Source organism: Mesorhizobium sp. WSM2561, from assembly GCF_000513915.1.
Lineage (GTDB): Bacteria > Pseudomonadota > Alphaproteobacteria > Rhizobiales > Rhizobiaceae > Mesorhizobium > Mesorhizobium muleiense.
On the sequence record NZ_AZUX01000025.1, the window covers coordinates 1 to 12,405 of the forward strand.

The window sequence follows — 12,405 nt, forward strand, 5'->3', positions numbered from 1 at the left end:
TGGCCGGAATGCCGGCGACGGTGGCGCCGCCGGAAAACCCGGTCCAGTCGCCGTCGCGCTTCAAATCGACACCGATGCCGCTGATCACGGTGGCGCCTGATGTGACCGTATGGGCCTTGATCGTGCCGGAGATCGCCGGCGCCTTGAGAAAGTTGGCGACCAGCGCGTTGACGGCGATGGTCTTCGCCGCCAGATCGCCGCGGGAAATAGACCCGCTCGTCATATCGATGACTACCGTCGGCGCGCCACCATCATTCGAGAGGCGGATGCTGCCCTGCACGTCGCCGGCCGCCGTCTGCCCGGCAAGCGCGGCCAGCGGGCCGATATCGGGCGCTTCGAGGGTCAGCGTGCCGAGCGGCAGCAAGCTGTCGTCGAGCACGAGATCGCCCGAGACCTTGTTGTCGGCCAGCGACAGGTTAAGCCCGTTGAGGGAACGCGTTCCGCCGCGCGTCACCAAAGATGCCCTGAGATCGAGCGGCTGGTCGTCGACGGACCCTGTCAGTGCGACATCGGCAGCGGGATTGACGATGTCGGCCTTGCCCGTCGCTGTCAGCTTGATCGTCTTGACCGTCCGGCCCGACGCGGTCAGGCTGTCGCTGTCGGCCGAGACCGAGAAATCCGGCGCCGAGCGCGTGCCGCTCGCCGTCAGCGCGAAATTGACGGCCCCGCCGACCGGTACGCCAACCATCGGCGACAGCACCGAGACATCGCCGAGCGTGCCCCTGATGTCGGCCTGGATGTCGGTGCCCGTCGCGCTGGCGGTGCCGCTGGCGCTGAGCGAGCCCGAATTGAGTTGCAGCGCATTGGCGGCAAACAAGCCTTGCGGGTCGCGGGTCGCGGTCGCCGAGAATGTCACACGCTCGCCGAGAACCGGGCGGATCTGCGGCGGCAGCGCAGTCGAGACGGCATCGGCATTCATCTTGAGCGTCATCGCCAGATCGGCCAGCGTCACCTTGGATGTCACCGAGGCATTGAGCGCATCGCTGCGCAGCGTGCCTTGATCGACGACGATCTCGTCCTTGCTGACCGACCCGGCGAGGTCGGCGGTGACCCTGCCGGTCACCAGCGGCGCCAGAGTCGCCACGTCGGTGTTCAGGCCGCCGGCGATAAGCTTGATGGTGACCGGTCCGCTGCGGTCCTGGATGTCAAAGCCGTCGGAATGGATTTCGGCCACCAGATCGTCCACCCGCGTGCCGCCCGCCACCACCGAGACCAGGGACGCGCCGATGTCGATTATCGGCGCCTCGCCGCCGCCGAATGCGCGAGCCGTGGCGCCGGTGATCGCGACCGTCACCGGCTGCGCCGCGGCGCCGAGGCTGAGCACGATTGGTGGACCCTTGGCGGCGAGTTCCACCGAAAGGTCGCTGGCGCCGTTGGGGTCGATGATGCCCGCGGCGGTGCCATGCACGGCATCGCTGTCGATGCTGGCGCGCTCGACCTCGACGCCGCCCGTCACGATCGCGGTTCCGGCGAGGTCGAAGCTGGTCTTGCCGGCAAACAAGGATTTCAGATTGTCGGGCAAGAAGCGCTGGAAGTCGCCGTCGCCCTTGGCCTCGACATAGTTGCCCTTGTCGGTGAGCTGGTGGCGACCTGTGAGCTGGGTGACGATCTGGCCGTCGACGACGAAGGTACCGATGCCGCTCCAATTGGCGACCGGCCCGGTGCCGGTGACGGCGATGTTGACCGGCGGCGCATCCGGCAATTTGAGCAGATTGGCGATGATGCCGCCGGCCGGCTCCGACGCCTTCAGATCGAGGTCCAGCTTGTTGTCGGCGGGCGCGAAATGGATGTTGGCGTCGAGCTTGCCTTGCTTGCCGTCGCGGCGGGTGATGTTGAGGCTGGTTGCGAGCGCCAATGGCGCCGCATCGGCCTTGAACGATCCCTTGGCGGCGAGCTCGGCGATACCGCTGCCGGCCAGCGCCTGCCCGAGCGCGATTTCCGGCAGGTCGATCTGCTTGATGTCGAGCGACACCGGCAGCGTGGTGGCGCCACCTTGGCTCGGCTGCGTGCCGGCCACCGGCAGCCGCGCCAGCTCGATGCGATCGGCGCCGATGCGGCCGGCGCTGAAGTTTTTCGACAGAAGCGCCAGCGGCGACCAGTCGACGGCCACCTTGCGCGCCACCAGCCAGGCGCCCTGGCGATCCTCCAGCACCACATGGTCGACCGTCAGCGCGCCGGACCAGATGCCGTCGATGCCGCTGACCGTGACCTTCTGGTCATCGGTCGACGCCACGGTCGAGATGATGCCGGCGAGATTGGCGCGGCCGCGCTCGGTCTTGGTCAGCACGACGAGCGCACCGACCACCGCCGCCACCAGGACGAGCAGCGTGTAAAGGGCAATGCGACGGATGCGCTTGAACATTGTCATCAAAACGCCTGGCCGATACCGGCATAGATGCCGAAATCCGGGTCGTCGGGATCCGGGTTGAGCGGCACCGCCGCATCGATGCGCAACGGTCCGAACGGCGTAATATAGCGCAAGCCGACGCCGGCGCCGACCTTCATGCCGGAAAAATCCGGGAATTGATCGGTCGAGACGGTGCCGGCATCGACGAACGGCACGACGCCGATCGTGTCGGTGATGGCGATGCGCATCTCGAACGAGGTCTCGAAGAAGGACAGCCCGCCGATCGGCTCTCCGTCGGCGTCCTTCGGACCGATGCCCTGATAGGCATAACCGCGGACCGAGCCGCCGCCGCCGGAATAGAAGCGCCGGTCGGCCGGAACATCCTGAAGGCCGGCGCCGATGATCGAGCCGATGGCGACGCGTTCGGCCAGGACGAACTTCGAGGCCGCGTCGAGCGACTGATAGGCCGATCCTTCGCCCCTAAGCTTGACGAAGGCGGCACCGTTCAAAATGTCGTAGCTCGGCTCGGCATAGGCCAGCGCCCTGAATCCGGTCGTCGGGTTGAGCCGGTTGTCGCGGTTGTCGTAGACATAGCGCAGCGGAATGCTGGCGATCAGAAAAGTGTGCTTGCCGAAGGAATCGGTGATCTTCGAATAGTCGAGCGCGACTTCCGCCGAAACCGTCTGCTGCCGGTCGAGGTCATACGACAGGCCGGTGTTGCCCTTGACCGAGAAACGGTCGTAGGCGTCGGGATGCTCCAGCACGGTGTTGGCGCCGGCGAAGAATTTAGACGCCGGCCCGACCACGCCCGGCTTTTCGAACATGATGCCGGCATTGTAGTTGAGCTCGGTCAGTTCGTTGCTGCCGATGCCGCTGATTTCGCCCTCGATGCGCAGTTTTTCGGCACGGCCGAACAGATTGCGGTGACCCCAATAGCCTTCGAGGCCGAGCCCCTCGGTGTTGGAGAAGGTGCCGCCAAGACCGAAATAGCGCGGCTTGCGCTCGCTCACTTCAACGCCGATCGGGATGTTGCCGTCGGCGTCGAGACCGTCGGCCTCTTTCAGCGTGACGCTGTTGAAGACTTCCAGCCCGAGCAGCCGGTCGCGCGCCTCGTCGACCTCTTCCGGCGAATATTGGCGGCCGCGCTTCAGGCCGGTCATGTATTCGGTGAAATCGCGGTCGACCTTCTCGGTGCCTTCGACCGTGGTGTCGCCGTAGCCGGCAACCGGCCCGGCGGCCACGGTCAGCGTCACGTCGAGCGTCGAGGTGGCGTGATCGGCAACGATCTCGCGGGCCGTCACCTTGGCCAGCGGCCTGCCTTGCTCCTTGAGCGCCCGCACGATCGACGCCTCGGCCTTGAGCACGGCACCGGACCCGGCATCGCCGCCGGCGATCAGGCCGAAATCGGCGCCAGCCAGCCCCGCCGCGTCGCCCTCCAGCCTGATGTCGCCAAGCGTGAACTTCGGCCCGGCCGCAATGTTGATCACCACCGGAATCGGCTGCGGACCCGAGAATTCGGCGTCGGGCGGCAAATCGTCGAGCGGCTTGCCTTCGATGGTAATGGTGACGACGCCCTCGTAGCGGGCGTCCGCATAAAGGGCGGCGACAAGCTGATCGCGGTCGGCACGCGCCTTGGCCAGCAGGCCGAGCGAACCGGAGACCGGACGTTCTTCGTCGTCCTTCAGCGCCGAGGCGTTTTCGAATTTCTCGGCGAGATCCTCGTCGGCGTCGGGCGCCTCGAGGGTCACCGCATAGCGCAGCGGATCGACGATGTCGGCATCTTCATCCTCGGACGATCCCCACAGCTTGATGCCGAAGATCTCGAAAGCGGCCGCATTTCCGCTCGCACCAATCAGTGCAGTCGAGCATAGCAAGGCGGAAAGCAGGGCGAGCAAAAACACGCGCCGTGGCGCGGTTCCTCCCGACATCTGCCTTTCATACGCCGACATTACAACTCTACACTAGCGGCCAAAGCTAAAATTGGAATGAAGTTCTGAATTGCTCGTAAACGGGCCACAATCCAATTGCCACAATCCAATTGTCCGAAATGGACAGGGCTTGGAATTCACACCTTCTGCGTCGCCGCAAGAAAGCGTGATCCCTGTCCTGTGGAGGTACTACCGGTCATCGGCCGGAAAGGAAACCGTTGGCAGGCGGGAACCTGCCGCGTCCTTGTGTTGACAAGCTGGACCGAAGCTTGAACATGTCTGGACGTACGTGGACGTAACGTAAGCAGTGTCCGGAGGGGTGTCATGGCAATGCGCGCGGCTCGTGGTCTGTCGATTCTTTTCCTTCTCTTTTTCGCCTGGGCCAGTGTCGCGCAAGCGGCCGAAGCGCGCCGGGTGGTGACATCGGACAATTCCGATTATTTCGGCTTCGATCTCAGATCCGACCAGAACGTCAGCCTCGATCAGTGCACGACGACATGTCTCGGCGATCCCGCCTGCCGCGCCTTCACCTACAACCCCAAGGCCAAATGGTGTTTTCTCAAATCCGACTATAACACGCTGAAGCCCTTCAAGGGCGCCGTCGCCGGCAAGGTCGTCAACGTCGAAGGCGACCCCGATATCGGCGCGCCGCCGGCGCTCGCCTTCTTCCCCGCCTGGATGGCCGACCAGGCCCAGCAATACCGCAACAGGCTCACCGGCCCGGCCTACACCAAGCCCACCGAAGGGCTGACGGCGCTGCGGGAGGCGGCAAGGCAAGCGTCGCAGACCGGCGACCACCGCTTGGCCGTTCAAAAATACGAGGCTTTGGTTTCGGTATTGCCCGACGATGGCCAACTCTGGCTTGAACTGGCGCGGGAAACGCTTGCCGTGCAGCCGACCGCCAACAGCGCCGAGGCGTCGACCCTGCCGGCGAACGCCACCTCCGCCGGCTTCAACGCCTACAAATTGCTGCGCACCACAAAAACCCGCGCCGAAGCGCTGGCACTGCTTGGCGACGGGCTCGATCGCCGCGACCTCGCCCGGCCGGCCCTGCAGGCCTACGAAGCGAGCCTCGCGCTGGCCAGTTCGCCCTGGGTCACGGCCGCCTATCAGGACCTCAAGGCGCGCAAGGGCTTCCGCGTCGTCGATCACACGGTCGACGCCGACACCAGCGCGCCACGCATCTGCGCGCAATTTTCAGAAGACCTGGTCAAAACCGGCGTCGACTACGCGCAATTCGTCACCGTCGACAGCGCCGCCCCCAAGGGCGTCGAGGCCAAGGACAAGCAGATCTGCGTCGAGGGGCTCGAGCACGGCCAGCATTACGACGTGACCTTCCGTCCCGGCCTGCCGGCCGCCATCGGCGAGGTGATCTCCACCCCGGTGGTGCTGTCGATCTATGTGCAGGACCGCGCCCCGTCCGCCCGTTTCACCGGCGACAGCTTCGTGCTGCCGGCCGGCGCGCGCCGCGGCATCCCGGTCGTCACCGTCAACATGAGCGCCGCCGAAATGAAGCTTTATCGCATCGGCGACCGCTCGCTGACCCAGCTTCTGTCCGGCTACCAGTTCCTGCGCCAGCTTGACGGCTACGACATCTCCAACATTTCCGATCAGATGGGCGAGCCGGTTTGGCAGGGCCAGCTCGACATCGACAACGACCTGAACAAGGAAGTCACCACCTCCTTCCCGGTCGACGAAGCGCTGCCGCAGCGCAAGCCCGGCGTCTATGTGCTGACCGCGCAACCGGTCGACGAGAACGACGACGACTATGATTCGCGCGCCACGCAATGGTTCGTCGTCTCCGATATCGGCCTGTCGACCTATACCGGGCAGGACGGGCTGAACGTCTTTGCCCGTTCGCTCGCAACCGCCAAGCCGATATCAGGTGCTGAACTGACGCTGCTGGCCAGGAACAACGAGATCCTCGGCACCGCGACCACGGACGCGGAAGGCCGCGCCGTCTTCAACCCCGGACTGACGCGCGGCGACGGCGGCATGGTGCCGGCCGTGCTGACAGCCGAGCAAGGTGACAGCGACTTCGTCTTCCTCGACATGGGCCGCGCCGGCTTCGATCTTTCCGATCGCGGCGTCACCGGGCGTCCGGCGCCGGGCGCGCTCGACGTCTATGCCTGGACCGAACGCGGCATCTACCGCGCCGGCGAGGACGTCCATGTCGCAGCACTTGCCCGCGACAGCGCCGCCAAGGCGGTCGAGAACCTGCCGCTGACCTTCATCTTCACCCGTCCCGACGGCGTCGAGAACCGCCGCATCGTCAGCGACGGCGCATCGGCCGGCGGCCATGCCGTCGACCTGCCGCTCGAACCCAACGCCATGCGCGGCACCTGGACGGTGGCGATCCACACCGACCCCAAGCAGGCGGCGGTCGCCAGCCAGATGTTTTTGGTCGAGGATTTCGTGCCGGATCGCATCGAGTTCGACCTGTCCTCCGACAAGCAGGAGATCGCGCAGGGCGAAACCGCCAACGTTACCGTCGACGGCCGCTTCCTTTATGGCGCGCCGGCCGCCGGGCTGGCGCTCGAAGGCGAACTGACGCTGTCGACCACCCGCGCCTGGGACCGCTTCAAGGGCTATTCCTTCGGCCTCGCCGACGAGCAGTCGGCGGAACCGTCAGTCACCCCGTTCACCGGCCTGCCGGTGGTCGGCGACGACGGCAAGGCGACCTTCCCGGTTTCCGTCGACCAGTTGCCCTCGACCACCAGGCTGGTCGACGCCAAGGTTACGGTCAGGATGCGCGAGACCGGCGGCCGCGCCGTCGAACGCTCGCTCAACATCGCCATCCGGCCGCAGGGCCAGATGATCGGCATCCGCCCGGATTTCGACGGCGACGAGGTGCCGCAAGGCGGCACGGCGAAGTTCGGCCTGATTGCCGTCGACCCCGACGGCAAGCGTGAGGCGCTGCAGGGCGCGCAATGGTCGCTGGTCAAGGTCGAACGCAATTACCAATGGTACCGCTCCAGCAATTCCTGGAATTATGAGCCGGTGACCTTCACCAAGTCGGTGGCCAGCGGCCAGGTCGACATGACCGCCGACGGCGAGGCCACCGTCTCGCTGCCGGTCGACTGGGGCCGCTACCGGCTCGAGATCGAGACGTCTGACCCGGAGGGCCCGGCGACCAGCTACGAGTTCGACGCCGGCTGGTATGTCAGCTCCACCACCACCGAAACGCCCGACGGCCTCGAAATCGCCCTCGACAAGGACAGCTATGCGGCCGGCGAAGTGGCCAAGCTCAAAGTGTCGCCGCATTTTGCCGGCGAGCTGCTCGTCACCATCGGCGCCGACAAGCTCTTGAAGACCGTCACCGCCAGCGTGCCGGCCGGCGGCAGCACCATCGACATCCCGGTCGGCGACGACTGGGGCGCCGGCGCCTATGTCACGGCAACGCTGTTCAGGCCGGGTGATGCGCAGGAAACCCGCATGCCGGCGCGCGCCATCGGCGTCAAATGGCTGAAGGTCGATCCGGGCTCGAAAAAACTCGCCGTCAGCCTGACGCCGCCGGACAAGACCATGCCGCGCCAGCAGCTGTCGATCCCGGTTTCGGTGGCCGGCGTGCAGCCGGGCGCCAACGCCTATGTCATGGTCGCGGCCGTCGACGTCGGCATCCTCAACCTGACCAACTACAAGGTGCCGGATCCGGAGACCTGGTTCTTCGGCCAGCGCATGCTCGGCCTTGAAGTACGCGACCTCTACGGCCGCCTGATCGACGGCTCGCTGGGCACGACCGGCAAGCTGCGCAGCGGCGGCGACGGCGCCAACATCCAGTCGCAAGGCAGCCCGCCGACCGAAAAGCTGGTCGCCTTCTTCTCCGGTCCGGTCCAGCTCGACGCCGACGGCAAGGCGCGGGTCGACTTCGACATCCCGCAGTTCAACGGCACCGTGCGCGTCATGGCCGTCGCCTGGACCGAGGACGGGGTCGGCCATGCCCAATCCGACGTGATCGTGCGCGATCCGGTGGTGATCACAGCCGGCCTGCCGCGCTTCCTGGCGCCCGGCGATTCGGCGTTCATGCGGCTCGACGTCACCGACGCCGACGGTCCGGAGGGCGACTATGCGCTGTCGATCGACACGTCAGGCGATCTTTCGACCGGCAGTGCCGCCCTGCCCGAAAAGCTGACACTGGCCAAGGGCAAGCGGCAGACGCTGACCGTGCCGTTGATCGCTGAGGCGCCGGGGAACGCTTCGATCACCATCAAGCTCGCCCATGCCGACGGCACCGCTGTCGAGCAGACGCTCTATGTCCCGGTGCGCCCGGCGCAATTGCCGGTGACCACCCGCATGGTGGTCGACCTCAAGGGCAATGGCGGCTCGCTGCGCGTCGACAAGGAGCTCTTGGCGGCAAGCCTGCTCGACGGCGCTTCGGTCAGCGTCGGCGTTTCACAGGCGGCGGCCTTCGACGTGCCATCGCTGCTGATGACGCTCGACCGCTACCCCTATGGCTGCGCCGAGCAGACCACCAGCCGCGCCATGCCGCTGCTCTATGTCAACGAGATGGCGTCGGGCGCCGGCATGGCCAGCGACGCCGATCTGCACGGCCGCATCCAGGACGCCATCTACAAGGTGCTGAGCTATCAGGCCTCGGCCGGCAGCTTCGGCCTGTGGGGCCCGGGCTCCGGCGATTTGTGGCTCGACGCCTATGTCACCGACTTCCTGACCCGGGCGCGCGAGCAGAAATACGACGTGCCGGCGCTGGCGATGAACCAGGCGCTGAGCAATCTGCAAAACGCGATCGGCTATGACCAGGACGTCAAGGATCGCGGCAGCGAGATCGCCTATGCGCTCTATGTGCTGGCCCGCAACAAGAAGGCCTCGATCGGCGATCTGCGCTACTACGCCGACACCCAGCTCGAAGCCTTTACCAGCCCGATGGCCGTCGCCCAATTGGCGGCGGGCCTGGCGCTCTATGGCGACACGCAGCGCTCGGAAGCCACCTTCCAGGCCGCCCTGCAACTGGCCAATTCGAGCTCGGCATACGACCACTACAGGTCCGATTACGGCTCGCCGCTGCGTGACGGCGCAGCGATGCTGGCGCTTGCCGCCGAATCCAAGCCGGTGCCGACGATCGTGCCGGCGCTGATCAAGCGGGTGACGCAGGAACGCGCCGCCGTCAGATGGACCAGCACGCAGGACGAGTCCTGGATGCTGCTGGCGGCGCGTGCCCTGAAGGCCGGCAATGATGCGATCGCGCTGACCATCAATGGCGCGCCGCATGCCGGCGCCTATTCGGACCAGATCGCCGGCAGCGACATTGCCGACAGTCCGCTGACCGTCGCCAACACCGGCAGCAACCCGTTGCAGGCGGTCGTCACCACGGTGGCCTCGCCGATCCAGCCGCTGCCGGCCAGCGGCGACGGCTTCACCATCGGCCGCACCTACTACAAGCTCGACGGCACCGAAGCCAATGTCACCCAGGCGACCCAGAACGAACGCTATGTCGTCGTGCTCAGTATCTACGAGCAGAACAAATGGCCGTCGCGGCTGGTGATCACCGATCTGCTGCCGGCCGGCTTCGAGATCGACAATCCGGGCTTGGTTTCCAGCGCCCAATTGTCGAATTTTTCCTGGCTGGCCCAGACCGACGCCGCCCATCTCGAATTCCGCGACGACCGTTTCGTCGCCGCTTTCAATCCGAACGACGGCGAAGGCGACCGCAATATCACGCTCGCCTATGTCGTGCGTGCGGTGACGCCGGGCACCTATGCCCACCCGGCGGCAACCGTCGAGGACATGTACCGGCCGCAATATTCGGCCCGCACCGCAACCGGCATGATGGAGGTCAAGGCGCCGTAAGGCGGCGAACAGGAACATGGCGATGTCGCTGCCCCTCATTGCCCTGCCGGGCATTTCTCCCCGTAAAGAGATGGGGAGAAAGAAGCTTGCGCCGAAATTTTCGCCAAACTCGAACGCTGCTGAAAAGCCGCTGTGGGCCGTGACAGCCCCCTTCTCCCCGTCACTATACGGGGAGAAGGTGCCGGCAGGCGGATGAGGGGCAGCGCCGTGCTCGCCAAAAAATTCCTGCGCCGTTCAGCCATCGCCGCCGCCTCCCTCTCCGGCTTCGCAGCAATCGCCGCCGCCACCCTTTGGCAGCTCGACCGCGCCTTTCCGCCGCCGCTGCCGGCGGCGCTGACGGTATCGACCGAAGTCCAGGACCGCGACGGCCAGCTGTTGCGGGCCTTTGCCACGCCGGACGGCTATTGGCGGCTCGCCACCCGCCTCGATCAGGTCGACAGACAGTTCGTCGACATGCTGGTGACTTACGAGGACAAGCGCTTCTGGGACCATCGAGGCGTCGACGTGCTGGCGCTGGCCCGCGCCGCCGGCCAGTTCGTGACCAATGGCCGAATCGTCTCCGGCGGCTCGACGCTGTCGATGCAGCTCGCCCGGCTGACCGAACCGCGCGACAGCCGCAGCCTCGGCTCCAAGCTCAAGCAGCTGCTGCGCTCCCTGCAGATCGAGCGGCGGCTCACCAAGCGCGAGATCCTCGAACGCTATCTGACGCTGGCGCCCTATGGCGGCAATCTCGAAGGCGTGCGCGCCGCCTCGCTGGCCTATTTCGGCAAGGAGCCGAGGCGGCTGGACGTCTCGGAGGCGGCGCTGCTCGTCGCGCTGCCGCAACTGCCGGAAAAGCGCCGGCCCGACCGCAACCTGGCAATCGCTCACGCCGCCCGCGACCGGGTGCTGACGCGCATGGTCGCATCAGGCCTGCTCGGCGAAGGCGAGGCCGCACGTGCCGCGCTCGACGATGTTCCCGCCAGCCGCCGCCCGCTGCCGGCACTCGCCGCCCATGCCGCTTATGCAGTGCTGCCCCGGGCCGTCCCCGGCCAGAAGCTGCGGCTGACGATCCGCAAGAGTGTCCAGGAAGGGCTGGAACAGGTGGCCAGGGATGCCGCCGCCAGGCTCGGCCCTCGCCTGTCCGTCGCCATGGTGCTGGCCGACGCCCGCACCGGCGACATCCTCGGCGAAGTCGGCTCTGCCGACTATTTCGACGCCAGCCGCTCTGGTTGGATCGATATGACCAGGATCGTCCGCTCGCCCGGTTCAACGCTGAAACCGTTCATCTACGGGCTCGCCTTCGAGCAGGGATTGGTGGCGCAGGAAACGCTGATCGACGACAGGCCGACGGATTTCTCCGGCTATCGGCCGAAGAATTTCGACATGGGCTATCAGGGCGACGTCAGCATCAGGCAGGCGCTGCAGCTGTCGCTCAACGTGCCGGCGATCAGTGTGCTCGACGCGGTCGGGCCGGCGCGGCTGCTCGCGCGCTTCCGGCAGGCCGGCGTCACGCCGATCCTGCCCGTCAACAAGGCGCCGGGTCTCGCCATCGGCCTTGGCGGCGTCGGCGTGACGCTGCGCGACCTCGTCCAGCTCTATGCCGGTCTCGCCAATGGCGGCAAGGCACACACGCTGCATGACGGCACCGAGCCGGCGAATGCCGAGCGCTCGACCGCTACCCTCCTCGACGATCAGGCGAACTGGCAGATCACCGACATATTGTCGGGCGTCAAGCCGCCCGAGGGCGCCGCCCAGCGCGGCATCGCCTACAAGACCGGCACCTCCTACGGCTACCGCGATGCCTGGTCGGTCGGCTTCGACGGGCGCTACGTGCTGGGCGTCTGGGTCGGCCGTCCCGATGCCGGCGCGGTGCCCGGCCTGTCCGGCTATGTCTCGGCCGCACCGATCCTGTTCGAGGGCTTTGTCCGCTCCGGCCTGGCTGCCGTGCCGCTGCCAGACCAGCCGGCCGGCGTCACCAGACCCAGGCGCGACGATCTGCCGGTGACATTGGCGCGCTTCGGTTCTGGCGCCGACGGCCTGGTCCAGGCGACGCCGACCGAGCCCGCGCCGACGATCATCTTTCCGCCCGACGGCGCCCACGTCGATCTCGGCGCCACCACCGCCGACGCCACGCCACTGGTGCTGAAGCTGCAAGGCGGCCGCGCCCCGTTCCGCTGGCTGGCTAATGGCAAGCCGCTGGTCGGCATCGACCGGCGGCGCACCGCGACCTGGCAGCCGGACGGCGCCGGCTATTCGACCCTGACCGTGATCGACGCGGCCGGGCGTGCGGCCAGCGTGAAAGTGTTCGTTGAATAGAATGCGCCAAGCGATTCAGGGAATTGG

General features: G+C 66.6%; 4 protein-coding genes and 1 pseudogene. 3 read left to right on the top strand and 2 right to left on the bottom strand.

Going from position 1 to position 12,405, the window contains the following annotated elements; genetic code table 11:
* Positions 1 to 2,368 (bottom strand): annotated as a pseudogene (locus tag M727_RS0120980) (translocation/assembly module TamB); the annotation flags it as partial.
* A complete protein-coding gene (locus M727_RS0120985) occupies positions 2,368 to 4,296 on the bottom strand; it encodes an autotransporter assembly complex family protein (RefSeq protein WP_027154313.1) in 1,929 nt (642 codons plus the stop codon). The pseudogene M727_RS0120980 and the gene M727_RS0120985, both read right to left, overlap by 1 nt.
* A 303-nt stretch (positions 4,297 to 4,599) precedes the next feature.
* On the opposite strand from M727_RS0120985, the gene M727_RS0120990 reads away from it, so the two are divergent.
* From M727_RS0120990 to pbpC, 3 genes are read left to right on the top strand one after another with little or no spacing between them, the layout of a single operon-like run.
* On the top strand, positions 4,600 to 10,080 hold the full coding sequence (locus M727_RS0120990; protein ID WP_027154314.1) for an alpha-2-macroglobulin family protein: 5,481 nt from the start codon (positions 4,600 to 4,602) through the stop codon (positions 10,078 to 10,080).
* Between the two features lie 22 nt (positions 10,081 to 10,102).
* A complete protein-coding gene (locus M727_RS41640; RefSeq protein ID WP_156941575.1) occupies positions 10,103 to 10,276 on the top strand; it encodes a hypothetical protein in 174 nt (57 codons plus the stop codon).
* Positions 10,273 to 12,378, top strand: a complete 2,106-nt coding sequence (gene pbpC / locus M727_RS0120995; RefSeq protein ID WP_027154315.1) for a penicillin-binding protein 1C — start codon at positions 10,273 to 10,275, stop codon at positions 12,376 to 12,378. The genes M727_RS41640 and pbpC overlap by 4 nt, the downstream gene beginning before the upstream one ends.
* Positions 12,379 to 12,405: the final 27 nt, after the last annotated feature.

Coding starts and splice junctions, on each gene's coding strand:
- pbpC (WP_027154315.1), top strand. CDS start 10,273: ATGAGGGGCAGCGCCGTGCTCGCCAAAAAATTCCTGCGCCGTTCAGCC.
- M727_RS0120985 (WP_027154313.1), bottom strand. CDS start 4,296: ATGTCGGCGTATGAAAGGCAGATGTCGGGAGGAACCGCGCCACGGCGC.
- M727_RS41640 (WP_156941575.1), top strand. CDS start 10,103: ATGTCGCTGCCCCTCATTGCCCTGCCGGGCATTTCTCCCCGTAAAGAG.
- M727_RS0120990 (WP_027154314.1), top strand. CDS start 4,600: ATGGCAATGCGCGCGGCTCGTGGTCTGTCGATTCTTTTCCTTCTCTTT.